Consider the following 19,342-nt stretch of genomic DNA (forward strand, 5'->3'; position numbering starts at 1 on the left):
GGGCGTTCGAAGGGGTCAAGGGGCATGTCGACTGCCGAGACGGGTGGGGCACAGGTCAAGTCCGCTGTGCGGACCGTGGAGTTGCTGGAGTACTTCGCCCGGAGGCCGGGGATGCACAGCCTGGCCGCCGTGCAGGAGGCGGTCGGGTATCCGAAGTCCAGCCTGTACATGCTGCTGCGCACGCTGGTCGAGCTGGGCTGGGTGGAGACGGACGCGACCGGCACGCGCTACGGCATCGGCGTGCGGGCGCTGCTGGTCGGCACCTCGTACATCGACGGCGACGAGGTGGTGGCCGCGGCCCGGCCGACCCTGGACCGGCTCTCCGACGACACCACGGAGACCATCCACCTGGCCCGTCTCGACGGCACCAACGTGGTGTACCTGTCGACGCGTCAGTCGCAGCACTACCTGCGGCCCTTCACCCGGGTCGGCCGCCGCCTGCCGGCGCACTCCACCTCGCTGGGCAAGGCGCTGCTGGCCACCCGCAGCGACGAGGAGGTGCGCAAGCTGCTGCCGGAGACCCTGCCGGCGCTGACCGAGCACACCATCACCGACCGCGAGCGGCTGATCGAGGAGCTGCACCAGGTGCGCGAGCAGGGGTACGCGGTGGACCGGGAGGAGAACACGCTGGGGCTGCGCTGCTTCGGCATCGCGGTCCCCTACCGGACGCCGGCCCGGGACGCGATCAGCTGCTCGGTGCCGGTCGCGCGGCTGACCCCGGCCCACGAACAGTCCATCGTGGACGCGCTGTTCGACGCCCGCGACCGGCTGACGCTGGCCACCCGCACGCTCTGACGGCCCTGCGTCACGCCCCTCCCCGCAGGGCGGCCCGCACGTCCCAGTCGCCCAGGTACGCCTCGGGGGTGTGCGCGGCGGCCTCGGCGGCGGTCAGCTGGGGGCGGTTGTCCGGGACGGGGATCCTGGCGCCGGGGCCGCGGTTGGCGTACTCGCGGAAGAGGAAGCTCTGCCACGGGTACTGCTCGCGCATGTTCGCGTACGGCTGCGCGGCGTCGATCCCGGCGTCCATGGCGCTGTCGCGGACGACGAGGCGCGGCAGGGCGGTGGGGTCGCTGCTGGGCACCCAGGGCCGGGCCAGCTTGTAGGCGCCGTCCGGGGCCGCGCCGGTGAAGCGGCAGCGGACGGCGAGGAAGCCGTGGGGGGTTCCCGCGGCCGTGCTGGGCGCGAAGACGAAGCCGTAGGGGGTGAAGTCCACGGGCCGGTCGAGGGTGTGGAACACCCCTCCGGCGTGGACGGCGGTGGCCCGGCCGAAGACGAAGTCGACGTCGCCCTCGGCGTAGCAGTGGTGGAAGTACTGCCGGGCGGCGAGGGTGCGGTGGCGGGTGTCGGTGAGCAGGGTGTCCTGATGCCCCAGGAACCGGCAGCGGTCGAAGAGGCTGCGGTCGCCGAGCACGCGCAGCGCGACGGCCTGCTGGGCGGTGATCTCCGGGTGGTCGGCGCGCAGGAAGTCGTTGGCGAAGGTGAGACGGCGGGCGGTGAAGCCGTCGGGGGCGGCGGTCACGGTGGCGCTGCCGGAGGTGCCGAAGGTGCCGCTGCCGTCCGGCTTCGGCGTGCCGGAGGCGTTGTCGTACACGATCACGGTGTCGCGGGGGTCCCCCGTGGCGCCCAGCAGGGTGAGCCCGGTCTTGCTCTCGGGCACGGAGACGGTCTCGCGGTACGTGCCGGGCGCGAGGAGCACCGTCCACGGGCGGTCGGGGTGGTCGGGGGTCGCGTCGACGGCGGCCTGGACGGTGGGGGCGTCCCCGGTGCCGTCCGGGCGGACCCTGACGGTGCGGGTCCGGTCGGCCGAGGCGTGCGGCGCGGCGGCGTGCGGGGCCGCGGCGGCGTGGGCGTGGGGAGCGCCGGGCCCGAGTGTCGCGGCGACGGCGGCGGCACCGCCGCCGAGCAGCGCGGCACGGCGCGTGGGGACGGCGGAACGGGAACCGGGAGCGGCGGATGCGGTCAAGGCGGTGCCTCCTGGGATGCGGGCCCGGGTGACGGGGTGGCGGGGTGACGGGATGACGACGGACGGGGAGGGGGCGGGGATCCGCGGCGGCGTGGGCGGGCCGAGGGCCTCCCCACGAGCCGGGCGGATCCTCGGGCGCACGGGTTCCGGCACGCGACGGGCCCAGTGGCGACGTGCGCGGGCGGAGCCCACAGCCCGCGCGGACCGCGCCGGCTGCCGACAGGCCGATGCGCCGACAGGGCAGGCCGGGTGTCTCCGCGCGGGACACCGCACCGGCCGTCGTACGGGAGGCACGGGCGCCGCAACGCACACGAACCGGGCCGGGCCGGGCCGAGTCGGCCCGGCCCGGCCCCCGCGCGGAGCAGCCCCCGCGGCCCGGACGAACCGGCCGGGCAGGCCGGGCAGGCCGGGCAGGCCGCGGGTGGGCCCCCGTGCGGCGTGCGGGGGCCCGTGCCGCGGCGCCCGCGGTGAGGGTCAGCGTTCGCGCGGCTCGGGCTTGTGCAGCCGGCCCGCTCCCGCCCAGCGGGCGACGAAGCCGGGGACGTCACCGGTCTCGTCGACCCGGGCCCGGTACTCCGGGCTCCAGCCGGCGCCGGCCTGCAGGAGCGCGGCCGGGTTCGCCGCGTTGTGGGCCGCGATCAGGTCGACCTCGGCGCCGTTGACGAAGTTGTCCTCCGCGGTGATCGGCGCCTCGCTCCACTTGTGCAGCACCTCGCTCGCGGGGACGGACGCGGGCAGGGTGAAGTGGTTCTTCTCGGCGTGGATCGCCGACTCCCGGCCCACGCCGTACGCGTAGCCGAACGCGTCCGCGTCCTTGACCACGTGGTGGTTGTCGTACACGTCGACCTGGCCGAAGCGGACCCGCGGGGCGCGCTCACCGGCGTCCCGGAACAGGTTGTGGTGCAGGGTGACCCGCAGCTTGCCGCGGTCGGTGGCGCCCGCGCTGTCGCTGTTGCCGATCAGGATGGTCTTGCTGTGGTCGGCGAAGACGTTCCAGGAGAGGGTGACGAGGTCGGCGCCGCGCACCACGTCGAGCTGCCCGTCGTGCTGCTGGTAGAGCTGACCGTAGTGGCGGGGCTGGGCGTCGTCGGGGCGGCGGCCGTCGGTGAAGGTGTTGTGGTCCGCCCACACGTGGGTGGAGCCGTACACGACCAGGCTGTCGTACTCGGAGTTCCAGGCGCCTTCGGCGCCGTCGGTCGGGTCCCACTGCGGGAAGCAGTCGAAGGTGTCCTCGAACGTGAGGTTGCGGACGATGACGTTGTCCACGCCGCGGACCTGGACGTTGGCGCCCAGCAGGCGGGCGTTCCGGCCGATGCCGACCAGGGTGGTGTTCGGTCCGAGGTCGAGCCGGATCTGCGCCGCCTGGCGGCGGGCGGAGGCCACCCGCGCCTCCTCCATCGGCCCGGACGGCTCGGCGTCGCCCCAGGTGGCCGGGTCGTACGCGGCGAGGTAGCCCTCCAGGCTGTAGCCGCCGGTGGCGTAGTCGTCGCAGCTCAGCGGGGCGCCGGTGGCGTCGCTGTTGGCGTCGAGGGTGCCGGCGACGCGGATGATGCGGGGGGTGCCGTCGCCGTTGCCGACGGCGGCCTTGAGCTCGGCCCAGGTGTCGACCGTGTAGACGTGGGCCGCGTCGGCGGCGGCGCCGCCGGTGGTGCCTCCGTCGGCCGCGGCCCAGCCGTCGTTGTGCGGGAGGACCTGGCGGGCGGGGTCGGCGGGCGCACGGCCGGCCGGCGCCCGGTCGGCGGCGGACGCGTGGACGGCGCCCGCCGACGTCACGGCCAGCGCCAGCGCGGTGCAGCCGACGACGGCGGTTCTGACGAGGCGTGCTTGACCCAGCTGTCTGCGCATTGCGGCTCCTCGGGGAGACGAAGGGTGAGGGAGATGGGGCGGTGCGTTCAGAGGGAGGGCGGCCAGGTGATCCGGTCGGGGGACACCGGGTCGTCGAGCCGCCGGGTGTCGGCCGGGGCGAGCACCGCGCGTTCGCGCAGCCCGCGGGCCACCGTGCGGGCCACCTCGATCGCGCCGGCCGGGCGGAAGTGGGTGTTGTCCCGCACGCCGTCCGGGTAGGCCGGCGCCTCGCCGGGCTCGAGCCACAGGAACAGTTCCTCGGTGCCGGCCGGGCCCAGTTCCCGCCAGCGGGCGAGGCTCACGGCCTGGACGTCGACCAGCGGCACGTCCTCCGCCGCGGCCAGCGCCCGCACGGCCGCCGGGTACTCCCCGTGGGTGGGCACGGCGGCGCCGGACGCGTCGAACCGCCGGCGTTCGACGGAGGTCAGCAGCACGGGCAGCGCGCCGTGGTCCCGGGCCGCCCTCAGGTACAGCCGGAGGTGGTCCTGGTAGGAGGTCCAGGGGTCGGTGTGCCGCTCGTCGTCCTTGGCGTCGTTGTGTCCGAACTGGACGAGGAGGAGGTCGCCGGGGCGCAGGACGCGGGCGATCGCGTCCAGCCGCCCCTCCTCGACGAAGCTGCGGGAACTGCGGCCGTTGACCGCGTGGTTGGCGACGGTCAGGTGCGGGGTGAGGAAGAACGGCAGGGCCATGCCCCAGCCGGTCTCCGGCGCCGCGTCGGCCGTCTTCCGTGCGGCGGTCGAGTCGCCCGCGATGTGGACGGCACGGCGGCGTGGGCCGTCGCCGGACCGGTCCGCGGCCAGGGCGGGGACCGGTGCGGCGGTGATCGCGAGCCCGGCGACGGCCGCCGTCAGGTGTCTGCGGGTCATCGGCATGTGCGGACCGCCTTCCTTCTCCCGGGCGCCACAGCACGGGAGTTCGGGAGTTCGGGAGTGCGCGAAGAGGTGGGTGCGACCGGCGGAACGGGGCCGGCCGCGGCGCCCGAGCGCGGGCGGTGTCCGCGCCCGGGCGTACAGCGGCGGCACGTGCCGCGGCGGAGGTGCCGCGGCGGGACGGCGGCGGGTGGTGAGGCCCGCCGCCGCGGTGGTCACTGCTGCTGCTTCCACTCCTCCTGGGCCGCGTTGAACTTGTCGGCCAGCTTGTCGGCGAACTCCTTGGCGCTCATCTCGCCGAGCAGCAGCTTCTGGAAGTCCGGCTCGCTGTCGGCCTTGCTGATGCTGTTCCAGTCGGGCAGGTAGTACGGGAGCTGGACGACCTTGGTGCCCGGGTCGTTGAGGGACTCCATCGCCGCCTTGACCGGCTCGGCCTCGGCGATCCAGGCGTCACCGGACGCGTCGGTGTTGGCCGGGATGGAGCCGGCCTCCTCGTTCCAGAGACTGTTCATCTCGTGGGACGCGGCGAACTCGATGAACTTCCAGGCCGCCGTCTTGTTCTTGCTGCTCTTGAACAGGCCCAGGCCGTCGACCGGGTTGGAGACGATGGTGCGCGGGCTGCCCTCGGCGGACGGGGGCAGCGGGATGCCCTTGATCTTGTCCGCGCCGAACGCCTTCACGTGGTCGGGGTAGGAGCCCAGGTTGTGCAGGAGCATGCCGATCTTGCCCTGCCCGAACTGGGCGACCATCTTGGCGAAGTCGTTGTTCAGGTCGGCCTCGGGCGTGGCCTTCTTGTAGAGGCCGACGTACTTCTCCAGCGCCTCGACGTTCTTCGGGTCGTTGACGGTGGTCCTGTCGCCGTTCCAGAAGGAGTCGATGCCGGACTGGGCGTACATCATGTCGAGCGCCTGGGCGACGGAGCCGGCGCCGCCGCGGATGGTGAAGCCGAACTCGTTGCTCTTGGCGTCGGTGAGCTTCTCGGCGGACTCGTAGAAGGCGTCCCAGGTGGTGGGCGGCTCGACGCCGGCCGCCTCGAACAGGTCGGTGCGGTACCAGAGGGTGCCCTGGTTGGCGCTGGTCGGCACGGAGTACATCTCGTCGCCCCGGCCGCCCGCCGACCGCACGCTCTCGGCCATCTGCTCGGACAGCTTGCCCTTGAGCGCGCTGCCCTCGATCCGGTCGCCGACCGGCTCCAGGGCGCCCTGCGCCACCATGTTGGCCAGGTAGGCGGTGCCGACGCCGCCGACGTCGGGCAGGCCGCCGCCGGCGATGGCGGTGTCGTACTTGGACTGCACGTCGGTGATCGGAATCGGCACGTACTTGACGTCGATGTCCGGGTTCTTCTTCTCGAACTCGGCGATGATCTTGGTCCAGACGGGGGTGCGGACACCGCCGTTGTTGTCCCAGAAGGTGATCGTGCCCTTGCCGGAGCCCTCGCCGCCGGCGCCGGCGCTGCCGTCGTCTCCGCAGGCGGTGGCCGTCAGGGCGAGCACCGCGGTCAGCGCCACGGCTGCCGTCGCTCTCCGGTTCCGGTGGATCGTCGTCCTCATGGTCGGCTCTTCTCTCGTGGGTCGGGATACTCGGTGGTGCTCCGGTGGTGCTCGGGTGGTGCTGGGGGGTCCCGTGGTGCCGCCGGTGGGTCGGGCGGTGGTGTGTGAGGCGGTGGTGTGCCGGCCGCCGGTGGGTCAGGCGGTGGGTCTGGCGGTGGCGCGGTAGCGGCTGAAGACTCCGGCGCCGGCCGTGCCCGTCCCGGGCGGTGCGGCGGCGAAGAGGCCGAGCAGGGCGCCCACCCAGCCCCAGGGGGCCGCGGCGAACACCTCGCCGGACGGCCGGAAGCCGTCGCCGGTGTCGGCGAGGAACCGGCACCGGGCACCCGGGGTGACTTCGACGCGCAGCCGGGCGCGTGCCCGCGGGGCGTCCCTCGGGTGCGCGGCGTCCCGTTCGCGGGACGCCGTGCCCTCGGCGAACCGGTGGACGAGGCGGGCCTCGCCGCCGGCGACGCGTTCCAGGCCGATCCAGGAGTAGGCGTCGCCGACGACGGCGAGCCCGGCCCTGGCGCCCTCGGCCTCGCTGTCGAGCCGCAGCTCGACCTCGGCGGTGAACGTCTCGGCGGGCATCCGCTGGGTCAGGACGTGCCCGAGGCCGCGCAGGTCGTGGGGACGGCCGGTGCGGACGCAGGTCAGGCGCAGCCCGGCGCCGTCGTGCTCGGTGGTCCATCCGTCGCCGGGGTTGGCGGCCCACTGCCACTGGAGGCCGAACCGTCCACCGGGGAAGTCGTCGTCGGTGACGGGCGCGGTGGGCGGCTGCGTCGGGGCGTGCGGCTTGCGGTGGACGGTGACGGGGCTGCCGTCGTCGCCCATCACCGGCCAGGGGGCGCCCTGTTCGTCGGTGGTCCAGCGCATCGGCTGGAGGTGGACGACCCTGCCGTGGGCGCCGCGCGACTGGAAGTGCAGGAACCAGTCCTCCCCCTCCGCGGTGCGCACCCAGCCGCCCTGGTGGGGGCCGTTGACCTCGGTGTCGCCCTGCCGCAGGACGATCCGCTCCTCGTACGGGCCGAAGAAGGACCGCGCGCGGAAGGCTCCCTGCCAGCCGGTCTCCACCGAGCCGGCGGGGGCGAGGATCCAGAACCAGCCGTCGTGCCGGTAGAGCTTGGGCCCTTCCAGGGTGAACCAGCCGGGCAGCAGGTCGCCGTCGACGATCACGGTGCCCTCGTCGAGCAGGGTCGTGCCGTCGGGGCTCATCCGGTGGCCGGTGAGGCGGTTCTTCACCCCGGCGCGGGACCTGGCCCAGCCGTGCACCAGGTACGCCTCGCCGGTCTCCTCGTCCCACAGCGGGCAGGCGTCGATGAGTCCCCGGCCCGGCTTCAGCAGGTGCGGCGTGGTCCAGGGGCCCTCGACGGCGGGCGCGTTGACCTGGAGGACGCCCTGGTCCGGGTCGCCCCAGAAGATCCAGAAGCGGCCCGCGTGGTGGCGCAGCGCCGGGGCCCACACCCCGCAGTCCTGCCGGGGCACGGCGAACTCCGCCTCGGGGGTGAGCCGTTGGAGGGCGTGGCCGACGAGGGTCCAGTTGACCAGGTCGCGGGAGTGGAGCAGGGGCAGGCCGGGGGCGCGGCCGAAGCTGGAGGCCGTGAGGTAGTAGTCCTCGCCGACGCGCACGACGTCGGGGTCGGACCAGTCGGCGTTGAGCACCGGGTTGCGGTAGGTGCCGTCGCCGAGGTCGGCGGTCCAGGGGCGGTGGGCGTTCACGCGGCGGTCGCCTCCTTCACCAGGCCGGCGGCGGTGCGGCGGTCGAGGCGGCCGTCGGCGACGACGGTGACCAGGCGGCGCACCAGGGGCCGGTCGGCCGGGACGGTCAGTCGCCGGGACCAGGCGAGGGAGGAGCCGACACCGGGGTACTCGGTGGTCCGCACGAACCACGGGTCGCGCCGGGTGGTGCCGTCCGCGCCGGCGAGGACCAGCGTCCAGCCGTCCCCGGCGAGCGCGATCCAGTCCGCGGTGCGGCCGTGCACGGCGTCCTCGCCCTCGGCGTCGTGGGTGAAGACGGCGGGCGCGGACGCCTCCTTGGGGGCGCGCCAGAAGAAGCCGCCGTAGCCGGCGCCGGGGCGGCCGTTGGTGGCCGGGCTGCCGATGGTGACGGCGCCCCCGGCGGGGGTGAGCGTGAAGGTGAGGTCCAGCGCCCAGGCGTGGCCGGTGAGGGCGGTGGCGGTGACGGTGCGCCGCTCGCGCAGCAGCACGTCGCCGTCCGCCTCCCAGACCAGTTCCTCCTCGAACCCGCCGTCCTCCCGGCGGGCCCAGCCGGTGTGGCGCTGGGTTCCGTGGTTGTCGAGCGCGACGGGGCCCCGGTCGCGGACGAAGGTGCGTCCGCCCCAGAAGTTGCGGCCGTCGACGTCGGGCACGGCGATGCCGGCGCCGAGGTGGTGGAGGTGGTCGCCGGGCATCTCCTCGGTGACGGGCACGCCGCCGAGGGTGGTCACCGGGTGCAGGAAGGGGCGGGGCGACAGGCGCGGGTCGAGGTCCGGGCGGACGCCGTAGCGGGCGACGGTCCGGCCCGCGCAGCGCAGCTCGGCGAGGACGGACGCGGCGTCCGGGACGGGCGGGGCGTCCGAAACGGACGCGGCGGACGCGGCGGACGCGGTTGCCTCCTGGTGCCCGGACGGGGCGGTGGACGCGTGGTCGGTGGTCATGAGGCGGACCTCGTTCCGAGGGAGGCGGAGGTGGCGGAGGGCGCCGCCCAGGGTTCGGCGCCGGTCTCGGAGAACAGCCGGAGGGTGTCGGCGCAGGCGGCGACGAGGCCGTCGACGCCGCGCACGACCCGCCGGGGCGCGGGGGTGTCGTGGGCGGTGTGCCAGGCGTCCGGCGGCAGCGGCCGGGGGTCGGGGGCGGTGCGGACCGCTTCGAGCACCCGCATGAAGGCGCCGGACCGGGCGGGCGGGGCGATCAGTTCGGTGCCGTCCGCCAGGTGGTCGAGGAGGTTCTCCAGCAGGTCGGTGCGGTCGTACACGTGCTCCTCGGGGCCGTGTCCGGCGCGCTGCACCAGCACCCGGTCCTGCTTGTACCAGAAGGTGATCCGGCCGCTCTCCCCGTGGACCAGGACGTACGGCTCACCGGCCCGCTCGGCGCACAGCGTCGCGGCGACGACGACATCCACCCCGCGGTCGGTGGTGACGCGGACGCAGGAGGTGTCGTCGGCCTCGATGTCGTTGGCGCGCAGCAGTTCCGTGGTGACGCCGGTGACGTCCTCGCCCCGGTCGGTCCCGGCGAGGGCGAGGGCGGTGGAGACGGCGTGGGCGAGGGGGTTGGTGAGCACGCCGTCCACCACGTCGACGCCGTTCAGGCGGCGCCGGCCGGCCCAGGGCGCGCGGGCCCAGTAGGCGGTGTCGCGTACCCACGCGCCGGCCGCGGCCACCCCCCGGACCCGGCCGACGGCGCCGGAGGCGACCAGCTCCCGGATCGCGGGCAGCGCGTGGGAGCCGAGGGCCTGGAAGCCGATCTGGCAGGCCGTCCCCGCCTCCCGCACCGCCTCCTCCACGCGCCGGTGGGCGGACCAGGAGGCGGCCGGCGGCTTCTCGAGCAGCAGGTGCACGCCACGGGCGGCGGCCGCGGCGGCCAGGTCGGCGTGCGTCTGCAGCGGGGTGCAGACGACGGCGACCCGGGCGCCGGTGGCGTCGAGCAGGGCGGCGAAGTCGGACGACTGCCGCGGTGGCGAGGCGAAGCCCGCCAACTCGTCCGCCTCCAGCGGGGTGAGGTCGCAGACCCCGGCCAGCCGTACCCGTCCGGCGGCCTCCAGGCGGCGGATGTTCTCCAGGTGCAGGCGGCCGTGGCCGCGCGCCCCGGCGAGCACCAGGGGCACCGGCGGCGGGGTGGGATGCGGGGCGGTCATGCGGGCCTCCTTCGACGTGTACGCGGGGACGGACGGTTCGGGGCGGTGAGGGCCGGGTGCGGGCAGCGGGATCGGGCGGCTTGGGGCGGGAGCACGGGGTGACAGCGGGTCAGCCCTTGACGGCGCCGGCGCTGAAGCCGGTGATCAGCCACTTCTGGATGAAGGCGAAGACCAGGACGACGGGCACGGCGGCGATCACTCCGCCCGCGGCGAGCGCTCCCAGGTCCACGCTGTCGGCGCCGATGAGGGTGTTGAGGCCGACGGGGATCGTCTGCTTGTCCTGTTCGCTCAGGAACATCAGCGCGAACAGGAAGTGGTTCCAGCTGTGCACGAAGGCGAACGACCCGACGGCGATCAGTCCGGGCCGCAGCAGCGGGAGCACCACGGCGCGGAAGGCGCGGAACCGTGAGCAGCCGTCGACCCAGGCGGCCTCCTCCAGGGACACCGGCACGTTCTTGATGAAGCCGCTGATGAGGATCATCGACAGCGGCAGCTGGAAGACCGTCTCGGCGATGATCACGCTCTCCAGCGAGTTGATCATCCGGAGGTTGCGGAAGATCTCGAAGAGCGGCACCAGCATCAGCGCGCCGGGGATGAACTGCGAGCACAGCAGCGCGAGCATGAAGGCGTTCTTCACCCGGAAGTTGAAGCGGGCCAGCGCGTAGCCGCCGGAGAGGGCGATCAGCGTGGTCGCGATCAGCGTGGCGACGCCGACCAGCATGCTGTTCTGGAAGAAGACGGCGAAGCTGCGCTCGTTCCAGACCTTCTCGAAGTGCTCGAAGGTCATCGGCCAGGGCACCAGCGAGGTCGATCCCGCGGGCCGCAGCGCGAAGAGCAGCATCCAGTAGAACGGCACGAGGGTGAAGAGCAGGTAGAGCCCCAGCGGCAGGTAGATCTGCCAGCGCGGCACGTCGTCGACGGCGCGGCTGCGCCGGCGGCGGGACGCGGGCGGCGGGACGACGGGGGTGTCGGACGGGGGCGCGGTGCGCGCGCCCTGCTCGGTGAGTGCGGCGGTCACCGGGAGTCGCCTCCGAACTTGCTCAGACGCAGGTAGAGGATGGAGCAGAACAGGAGGATCACGAAAGCCACGGTGGTCAGCGCGGAGGCGTAGCCGAAGTCGTGTCCCTCGATGCCCGTGTTGGCGACGTACAGCGGGAGCGTCGTGGTGACGCCCGCGGGACCGCCGCCGGTCAGGGTGTAGAGCAGGTCGACGTTGTTGAACTCCCACACGGCGCGCAGCAGCGTGGAGAGAATGATCGCGTCCTTCAGGTGCGGCAGGGTGATGTGCACGAACTGCCGCATCCGGCCCGCGCCGTCGACCGAGGCCGCCTCGTAGAGGTCCTTGGGGACGGACTGGAGGTCGGCGAGGATGAGGATCGCGAAGAAGGGGACGCCGCGCCAGAGTTCGGTGAGGACCGCGGCCCAGAAGACGGTGCCGGTGTCGGACAGCACGGAGGTGCCGTAGGTGCCGATGCCGGCGTCCGCCAGGTAGCGGCTCACCCCGGTGGAGGGGTTGTAGAGCAGCATCCAGATGGTGGTCGTCAGCACGCCGGAGACGGCCCACGGGGAGAACACCAGGGCGCGGGCGATGCCGCGTCCGACGAACGTCTGGTTGACCAGCAGGGCCAGCGCCAGGCCGAGGACGAGCTGCAGCGAGACCTCGGTGACGACCCATTTGGCGCTGAACACCAGGGAGTCGCGGAACAGCGGGTCGTCGGTGAAGACGCGGACGAAGTTGTCGAAGCCGGCGAAGCCGTTCCGCCAGGGCTTGGTGACGTTGTAGTGCTGGAGGCTGTAGTAGAAGACGCTGATGACCGGGTAGGCGATGAACCCCAGCATGAGCAGCCCCGCGGGGGCGATCAGCAGGTACGGCAGGTGACGCGGTGTGCTGCTGCCGGTCCTCCGCCGCCCGGGTGCGCCCCGGGGTGTCTTCGCCACGGCTGCGGCTGCTGCTGGGGCCATGACCTCTGTCTCCGTTCTCACTGGCGGTCGTGCTCGTGGTGCGGGCATCGGGCCCGGTCGGCCTGGTCGGCCCGTCAGGCCTGGTCGGCCCGTGCGGGCGTGAGCGGGGAGCGCTGATAGAAAGCGCTTGCTCGACGCCGTGCGAAAAGTCCCTGGGAGGTGGGGTGGTGCGCCGCCGGCCGGGGCCCCAGGGCGCGGCCGGCCGGCGGCGGCTCAGCCGGCGTAGGGTTCGGGCACCTTTCCCGGGCGGGAGAGGAAGCCGAAGTCGCAGCCGGTGTCGGCCTGGGTGATCTCCTCCTGGTACAGCGCGCCGTAGCCGCGTTCCCACCGCTTGGGCGGCGGCGTCCAGGCGGAGCGGCGGCGTTCCAGTTCGGCGTCGTCGACCTCCAGGCGCAGGGTGCGGGCCGGGACGTCGAGGGTGATCAGGTCGCCGGTGCGCACCAGCGCAAGCGGGCCGCCGACGTACGACTCGGGCGCGACGTGCAGCACGCACGCGCCGTAACTGGTGCCGCTCATCCGGGCGTCGGAGATGCGGACCATGTCCCGCACGCCCTCCTTGAGGAGGTACTCGGGGATGGGCAGCATCCCGTACTCCGGCATTCCGGGACCGCCCTGCGGGCCCGCGTTGCGCAGCACCAGCACGTGGTCGGCGGTGATGCCGAGCGCGGGGTCGTCGATGGTGCGCTGCAGGGTGCGGTAGTCGTCGAAGACCACGGCCGGCCCGGTGTGGCGCAGCAGGTGCGGTTCGGCGGCGATGTGCTTGATCACGGCCCCGTCGGGGCAGAGGTTGCCGCGCAGGACCGCGACCCCGCCCTCGTCGGCCAGGGGCTCGTGACGCGGGCGGATGACCCGGTCGTCGTGGACCAGGGCGCCGTCGAGCTGGGCGCGGAGCGTGGCATGGGCCGCGGTGGGCCGCTCCAGGTGGAGGACGTCGGCGATGCGGGTGAGGAAGCCGGGCAGGCCGCCCGCGAAGTGGAAGTCCTCCATCAGGTAGGCCCCGCCGGGGCGCAGGTTGGCGAGGACCGGCACGGTCCGGGCGATGCGGTCGAAGTCGTCGAGGGTGAGCGTGACGCCGGAGCGTCCGGCCATGGCGATCAGGTGGATGACCGCGTTGGTCGATCCGCCGAGCGCGAGGACGGTGGCGACCGCGTCCTCGTACGCCTCCCGGGTGAGGATCGTCGACGGCTTGACGTCCTCCAGGATCATGTCGACGATGCGGGCGCCGGCGGCCGCGGCCATCCGCTCGTGGCCGGAGTCGACGGCGGGGATCGACGAGGCGCCGGGCATCGTCATGCCGAGCACCTCGGCGGCGGCGGTGAGCGTGGAGGCGGTGCCCATGGTCATGCAGTGGCCGGGCGAGCGGGCCAGTCCGTTCTCCAGCTCGCCGAGTTCCAAGTCGCCGATCTCGCCGGTGCGCCGCTGGTCCCAGTACTTCCACATGTCGGTGCCGCTGCCCAGGACCTCCTGCCGCCAGTGGCCCGGCAGCATGGGGCCGGCCGGGACGAACACGGCGGGCAGGTCGGCGCTGGCCGCGCCCATGAGCAGCGCGGGCGTGGTCTTGTCGCAGCCGCCGAGGAGGACGGCGCCGTCCACCGGGTAGGACCGCAGCAGCTCCTCGGTCTCCATGGCGAGGAGGTTCCGGTAGAGCATCGGGGTCGGCTTCTGGAACGTCTCCGACAGCGTGGCCACCGGGAACTCCAGCGGGAAGCCGCCCGCCTGCCACACCCCCCGCTTGACCGCCTGGGCGCGCTCGCGCAGGTGGACGTGGCAGGGGTTGATGTCCGACCAGGTGTTGAGGATCGCGACGACGGGCTTGCCCAGGTGCTCCTCGGGCAGGTAGCCGAGCTGGCGGGTGCGGGCGCGGTGGCTGAAGGTGCGGACGCCGGCGGAGACGGAGTCGCCGTACCAGCGGTGGCTGCGCAGGTCCTCGGGGCGGACGGTCCTCGGCCGGGCGTCGGCGGACCGGGCTTCCGTGGGCCGGGTGCTCATATGCCCCACCCCTTCACCAGCGCGGCGACGGCGGCACGGCGCTCCTCGGTGATCTCGTGGCTGGGCGGACGGACCTCGCGCCGGCACAGGCCCAGGACGGCGAGCGCCTCCTTGACGACGCTCACGTTGTCCGCGGACTGGCGGTCCGCGCGCAGCTCCTCGAAGGGCCGGATCTGCTCCCACACCTTCATGGCGCCCTGGAGGTCCCCGTCCCGCAGCGCCTCCAGCATCGCCAGCGAGATGCCGGGGGCGACGTTGACCAGGCCGGAGGTGAAGCCGGTGGCGCCGCCCGCCCAGTAGGAGGGGGCGTACAGCTCGGCGAGGCCGGCGACCCACACGAAGCGGTCCAGGCCCGCGTCCCGGGCGAAGGCGGCGAAGCGCGCGGCGTCCGGCACGGCGTACTTGACGCCGATCACGTTGGGGCAGGTCCCGCCCAGCTCGGCGAGGGCCTCGCCGTCCAGGTGCGGGTTGCGGATGTAGGGCACGACGCCCAGTTCGGGCACCGCCTCGGCGACGGCGCGGTGGTAGCCGATCCAGCCGTCCCGTGACACGTACGGGTGCACCGGCTGGTGCACCATCACCATGCCCGCGCCCGCCTCGCGGGCGTGGACGGCGGCGGCCACGGCGGTGGGCACGTCGTGCCCGACGCCGACCAGGACCGTCGCCCGGTCCCCGGCCTCCTCGATCGTCACCTCGGTGACGGTGCGCCGCTCCTCGGGGGTCAGCGCGTAGAACTCCCCGGTGTTGCCGTTCGGGGTGAGGGTGCGCACGCCCGCGTCGAGCAGCCGGCGCAGCAGCACCCGGTGGGCGTCGAGGTCGATCCCGCCGTCCGCCGCGAAGGGCGTCGTGGGGATCGCGACGACGTCGGCGAGTGCTGTCCTGAGGGGAGTGTGGTCCGCGTGCGCCATCGAGGCCGCCCTTTCTTCTCCGTGACGATGTCCGTGCACCTGCTGGGCCCGACCCTTCGCTGTCACATGTCGTCGCCCTCCTCGGCGCCGGGGAAGGCCCGGTCCACGAACGAGGCGATGTGGGCGTGCAGCGCGCGGGCCGCGCCGTCGGCGTCGCCGGCCCGGGCCAGCCGGAGGATCTCCCGGTGCTCGGCCGCCTCCCGCTCCCAGGAGGGGATGGCGCCCCACACCACGGCGGACACGAGCGCGGCCTGGTCGCGGACCTCGTCGAGCATCCGGGCGAGCAGCGGGTTGCCGCACGGCAGGTAGAGCGAGCGGTGGAACTCCCGGTTGGCCAGGCTCCGTTCGGCAGTGTCCTCGGCCTCGTCGGCCCGCACCAGCGCCTCCGCGGCGGTGTCCAGGGACACCTGGCGCGTGATGGTCCGCCGCAGCGCCTCGGGCTCCAGCAGCAGCCGGACGTCGTACACCTCGCGGGCCATCGCCGCGTCCACCTCGCGCACGGTGACGCCCTTGTACTGGCTCATCACCACGAGCCCGGTCCCCGCGAGCGTCTTCAGCGCCTCCCGCACCGGCGTCTTGGACACCCCGAACCGCCCGGCGAGCTCCGCCTCCACCAGCGCCTGGCCGGGCAGCAGCTGCCCGGTCAGGATGCCGTGCTTGATCGCGTCCAGCACGTACTGGGTGCGGGAGGGGATGGGACTGGGGGCGGCGAAGGCCATGGGGTCTCTTTCGTATCCGACGTATCACGTCTCATATATGACGTACGAAGTACGACGCGACGAAGCTAGGACCGTGCCTGTGTTTCGTCAATGCTTCGAGCAAGGAAAATCCGCGCGGACGGGCCGGGTTGGACGCGGGAACCGCGGGACGAGGTGGCGCGCGCGCCCGACGGGCGGCGCCGACGGGCGTGCACGGCGACGCCGACGGGTCCCTGGTCGCGATGGGTCGGGCGTGCCTGGCGGCCGGCGAGCAGGGGATCGAGCGGCCGCACGGTCGCGTCGCCGGTCGAGGTGGGGCGTCACCGGCGCAGCCGCCGGAGGAACGGGCGAAAAGGCCCCTCCCCTCCTCCGCCCGGGCGGAGGAGGGGAGGGGAGGCCACCCACAGGCCTCCCCCGGCCGACCTGCGTGAGGGTGGTGGCCCTTGTGGCCCCGGACGGTCAGTCGAGCGCGGCGAGTTGTTCCGCGACGACCCGCAGGTCCGCGTCCGAGGCGAGGCCCGCGTGGTAGAGCCGCAGCTCCGTCGCGCCCAGCGAGGCCGCGTGCGCGGCGTCGGCGGCGAGCCCGCCGGGGTCGCCGCCCATCCCGGAGACGACGGTGAGGTTCGCGGCGAGCACCGCCCCCTCACCGCGGTGCGGGGCGAACGGCCGGAGCACCGCCTCCCGCGCGGCCGCTCCGCCCGTGCAGGGCAGCACGACCCCGTCCGCGACGCCCAGCACGTGGCGCGGGTCCACCCCGGCGTTGGCGCCGCTCCGGTAGGGCGCCGGGTCCGCGTGGAGCAGCACCCGGAAGCCCGGCGGCGCGGCGGCCCGCACGGCGCCGACCGCCTCCTCCTGCACGGCCCGCGCCACCCGCGTCCGCCAGGCGAGCGTGGCCGCGGCGGGACCCGCTCCGAGCAGCTTCTCCACCTCCGGCCATCCGGCGGCGCCGGAGCCCCCCGCGGCCCACACGGGTTCCAGCGCGCGCCGCACCAGCGCGGCCAGCTCCCCCGGGTCGAGCCCTTCCTCCGCGTACCCGGCGCGGCAGTCCGGGCAGAAGCACAGCGACATCAGGTACTGCGCGGCGTCCCCGAGCCCGACCCCGCCGACCTTGTCGTGCGCGTGCAGGTGCGCGAACCCGTACCACCCGCAGGACTCGAGCTCCGTGCCCGCGGCCCCGGGCCGTACGGCGGCCTCGGCGGCGAGGCCGCCGAGGTACGCGCGGACCGCCGGGCGGGCGATGCACGGCGCCCACGGGTAGCGGTCGCCGTAGGCGTTGACCACGCAGATGTCCGGATGCTCGGCGCCCAGGCGGGAGTTGTGGGCGAGCACCACCCAACTGTGCACCTCCAGGCCCGCGTCGGCGAGTGCCTCGGCGGCCCGTCCGAACGGGTCGTCCCCGGCCGGGGCCCAGGCGCCGGCCGGGTACGGCCGCAGGTCCCGCCCCTCCCAGCGTCCGGGTTCCGGCGGGTAGAGGACCGCCGCGTGCTCGGCGGTGACCACCCGGTGGGCCGGGTGCCGCGGGGTCAGCGCGCGGGTGGAGTGGTAGGCGGAGGCCAGGGTGACCTGGCGGACCCCCAGGGCAGCGGTCCGCCCGGCGGCCTCCGGGTCACCGGTGACGTCCCACGGGTACAGGAACGCCGACGCCCTCACCCCCCGCTCCCCTCGTCCGGCAGCAGCGCGTAGCCGCGGGTGACGATGTCGGCCAGTTCCTTGACGTGCGCGTCGGCGGGTTCGCTCAGCGGCGGCCGGACCTCCCCCACGTCCCGTCCGCGCAGCCGCACGCCCGCCTTCACCAGCGAGACGGCGTAGCCGCGTCCCTGCGCGCGGAGTTCGACCAGCGGCCGGTAGAAGCCGTCGATGAGCCGGTTCACCGTGGCGTCGTCCCCACGGGTCAGCGCCCGGTGGAAGGCCACGGCGATCTCCGGGGCGAAGCAGAACACGGCCGACGAGTAGAGCGTGACGCCCACGCCCCGGTAGGCGAGCGCGGTGAGCTCCGCCGTGGGCAGCCCGTTGAAGTAGAGGAAGTCCTCGTCGGGCCGTTCGGTGCGCACGGCGCTGACGATCCGCTGCATCAGGTCGAGGTCGCCCGCCCCGTCCTTCAGTCCGACGATCCGGGGGTGGGCCGCCAGCCGGGCCACCGTCTCCGGGGCGAGGATCGCGTTGTCGCGCTGGTAGACGATCACGTCGAGGGACGTGGCGTCCGCCAGCGCGGTGTAGTGGGCCTCCAGCCCGCGCTGGTCGGCCACCACCAGGTACGGCGGCATGGCGAGCAGCCCGTCGGCGCCCGCCTCCTCGGCGAGGCCGGCGTACCGGATCGCCAGCGCGGTGCCGTACCCGGCGCCCGCGAGGACCGGCACCCGCCCGGCCGCCTCGGCCACCGCCGCGGCGACGCAGGCCTGGAACTCCTCGGGCGTCAGGGCGTGGAACTCGCCGGTGCCGCAGCACGCGAAGACGCCGGCCGCGCCGGCGTCGATGCCGTCCCGCACATGGGCCCGGAACGCGTCGATGTCGACGGATCCGTCCGGCCCGTACGGGGTGACGGGGAAGAACAGCACACCGTCGAACCGGGCGCTGAGAGGGGGCGAGGTCGGTGAGGGTGAGGTCACGGGACTCCCTGGACGACGGACGGCGGCGCGACAGCGACGTACATGCACCTGACCGATGTTTATATTTCTGAACGCCGGTCACGCTAGGGCAGCCGCCATTCCCGGTCAAGACAAGCGATTACGCGCACACTTGACGGCACAACGGTCCACTCCCTAGCGTGCGCACGTCCGTGAACACCGTCCATGGATGCAGACCAGCCGGATCCGTCGGTTCCCCTGATCCACCCGAGGAGAACGTCATGCCCGCTCCCCGCTCCCTCCTGCTCACCGGTGCCGCGGGCGGACTCGGCACCCTGCTGCGGGAGTTGCTGCCGCAGTACGGGTACACCCTGCGCCTGCTGGACGTGATGCCGGTCAAGGACGTCCGGGACACCGAGGAGGTGGTCACCGCCGACCTGGCGGACCGGGCGGCGCTGCGCGAGGCCGTGCGCGGGATGGACGCGGTCGTCCACCTCGCGGGCATCTCGCTGGAGTCGACCTTCGAGAAGATCCTGCGCGCCAACATCGAGGGCACCTACCACCTCTACGAGGCGGCCCGCGAGGAAGGCGTCTCCCGCGTGGTCTTCGCCTCCAGCAACCACGCCGTCGGCTACACGCCGGCCCCCCGCGCGGGCGCCCCGCTGATCCCCGTGGACACCCCGCGCCGCCCCGACACCTTCTACGGCCTGTCCAAGTCGTTCGGCGAGGACCTGGCGCAGCTGTACTGGGAGCGGCACGGCCTGGAGACGGTGTCCGTCCGTATCGGCTCCTGCTTCCCCGAGCCCACCACGGTGCGGATGCTGTCGGTGTGGATGAGCCCCGCCGACGGCGCGCGGCTCTTCCACGCCGCGCTGACCGCCGAGGGCGTCGGCCACACCGTGGTCTACGGCAGCTCCGACAACACCCGTCTGTGGTGGGACCTCTCCTCGGCCCGGGCGCTCGGCTACGAACCGCAGGACGACTCCGAGCGGTTCGCCGCCGAGCTGATCGCCGAGCAGGGCGAGTGGGACCCGGACAACCCCGAACAGGGTCTGCTCGGCGGGCACTTCACCACCAATCCGCCGATCTGGCCGCACTGAGCCGGCCGCCCGGCCCGACGGCAGCGCCCACGCAGGCCGCCCGGCGCGAGGGCCCGGCCCCCATG

At 74.0% G+C, this 19,342-nt stretch carries 16 protein-coding genes; 2 read left to right on the plus strand and 14 right to left on the minus strand.

Annotated elements, in window-relative coordinates; all coding sequences use genetic code 11:
- The first annotated feature begins 24 nt into the window (after window positions 1-24).
- Entirely contained in the window at window positions 25-795 is a 771-nt protein-coding gene (locus ABZ836_RS27395) for an IclR family transcriptional regulator (protein ID WP_356138646.1), read from the plus strand.
- Between the two features lie 10 nt (window positions 796-805).
- Here ABZ836_RS27395 and ABZ836_RS27400 read toward each other — a convergent pair whose 3' ends face one another.
- The 14 genes from ABZ836_RS27400 to ABZ836_RS27465 all read right to left on the minus strand — a co-directional run bounded on the left by ABZ836_RS27400 (window position 806) and on the right by ABZ836_RS27465 (window position 18,219).
- On the minus strand, window positions 806-1,963 hold the full coding sequence (locus ABZ836_RS27400; RefSeq protein ID WP_361146491.1) for a pectinesterase family protein: 1,158 nt from the start codon (window positions 1,961-1,963) through the stop codon (window positions 806-808).
- Window positions 1,964-2,437: 474 nt separating this feature from the next.
- Complete coding sequence (locus tag ABZ836_RS27405) at window positions 2,438-3,808, minus strand: pectate lyase (protein WP_361146494.1); 1,371 nt, start codon at window positions 3,806-3,808, stop codon at window positions 2,438-2,440.
- Between the two features lie 47 nt (window positions 3,809-3,855).
- A complete protein-coding gene (locus ABZ836_RS27410; protein WP_356139220.1) occupies window positions 3,856-4,680 on the minus strand; it encodes a rhamnogalacturonan acetylesterase in 825 nt (274 codons plus the stop codon).
- A gap of 212 nt (window positions 4,681-4,892) precedes the next feature.
- Window positions 4,893-6,227, minus strand: a complete 1,335-nt coding sequence (locus ABZ836_RS27415) for a sugar ABC transporter substrate-binding protein (protein WP_361146497.1) — start codon at window positions 6,225-6,227, stop codon at window positions 4,893-4,895.
- Between the two features lie 135 nt (window positions 6,228-6,362).
- The gene (locus tag ABZ836_RS27420; RefSeq protein ID WP_361146500.1) at window positions 6,363-7,922 is read right to left on the minus strand and encodes a family 43 glycosylhydrolase; all 1,560 of its coding nucleotides are present in this window, start codon (window positions 7,920-7,922) and stop codon (window positions 6,363-6,365) included.
- Window positions 7,919-8,860: a PmoA family protein gene (locus ABZ836_RS27425; RefSeq protein WP_361146503.1), complete on the minus strand. Its 942-nt coding sequence runs from the start codon at window positions 8,858-8,860 to the stop codon at window positions 7,919-7,921. Before ABZ836_RS27425 ends, ABZ836_RS27420 begins: the two co-directional genes overlap by 4 nt.
- Window positions 8,857-10,056 (minus strand): Gfo/Idh/MocA family oxidoreductase, encoded by a 1,200-nt coding sequence (locus ABZ836_RS27430; RefSeq protein ID WP_356139228.1) that lies wholly within the window; start codon window positions 10,054-10,056, stop codon window positions 8,857-8,859. The genes ABZ836_RS27425 and ABZ836_RS27430 overlap by 4 nt, the downstream gene beginning before the upstream one ends.
- 109 nt (window positions 10,057-10,165) lie before the next feature.
- The gene (locus tag ABZ836_RS27435) at window positions 10,166-11,074 is read right to left on the minus strand and encodes a carbohydrate ABC transporter permease (protein ID WP_356139230.1); all 909 of its coding nucleotides are present in this window, start codon (window positions 11,072-11,074) and stop codon (window positions 10,166-10,168) included.
- On the minus strand, window positions 11,071-12,018 hold the full coding sequence (locus tag ABZ836_RS27440) for a sugar ABC transporter permease (protein WP_356139232.1): 948 nt from the start codon (window positions 12,016-12,018) through the stop codon (window positions 11,071-11,073). Before ABZ836_RS27440 ends, ABZ836_RS27435 begins: the two co-directional genes overlap by 4 nt.
- Before the next feature lie 213 nt (window positions 12,019-12,231).
- Window positions 12,232-14,007, minus strand: a complete 1,776-nt coding sequence (gene araD, locus ABZ836_RS27445; RefSeq protein ID WP_361146508.1) for an L-arabinonate dehydratase — start codon at window positions 14,005-14,007, stop codon at window positions 12,232-12,234.
- Window positions 14,004-14,915 carry a dihydrodipicolinate synthase family protein gene (locus ABZ836_RS27450; protein WP_356139256.1) on the minus strand — a complete coding sequence of 304 codons (912 nt, stop codon included), beginning with the start codon at window positions 14,913-14,915 and terminating at the stop codon, window positions 14,004-14,006. The genes araD and ABZ836_RS27450 overlap by 4 nt, the downstream gene beginning before the upstream one ends.
- Window positions 14,916-14,977: 62 nt before the next feature.
- Window positions 14,978-15,634, minus strand: a complete 657-nt coding sequence (locus ABZ836_RS27455) for a GntR family transcriptional regulator (RefSeq protein WP_356139236.1) — start codon at window positions 15,632-15,634, stop codon at window positions 14,978-14,980.
- A gap of 438 nt (window positions 15,635-16,072) precedes the next feature.
- Complete coding sequence (locus ABZ836_RS27460) at window positions 16,073-17,263, minus strand: hypothetical protein (protein WP_361146512.1); 1,191 nt, start codon at window positions 17,261-17,263, stop codon at window positions 16,073-16,075.
- Window positions 17,260-18,219, minus strand: coding sequence for a 5-dehydro-4-deoxyglucarate dehydratase (locus tag ABZ836_RS27465; protein ID WP_361146515.1), 960 nt, complete (start codon window positions 18,217-18,219; stop codon window positions 17,260-17,262). The genes ABZ836_RS27460 and ABZ836_RS27465 overlap by 4 nt, the downstream gene beginning before the upstream one ends.
- Before the next feature lie 239 nt (window positions 18,220-18,458).
- Here ABZ836_RS27465 and ABZ836_RS27470 point away from each other — a divergent pair, with 239 nt between their 5' ends.
- Window positions 18,459-19,277 (plus strand): NAD(P)-dependent oxidoreductase, encoded by an 819-nt coding sequence (locus ABZ836_RS27470; protein WP_356139242.1) that lies wholly within the window; start codon window positions 18,459-18,461, stop codon window positions 19,275-19,277.
- The last annotated feature ends 65 nt before the right edge of the window (window positions 19,278-19,342 follow it).

The organism is Streptomyces sp. NPDC047130 (genome assembly GCF_040643475.1).
Taxonomy (GTDB): Bacteria; Actinomycetota; Actinomycetes; order Streptomycetales; family Streptomycetaceae; genus Streptomyces.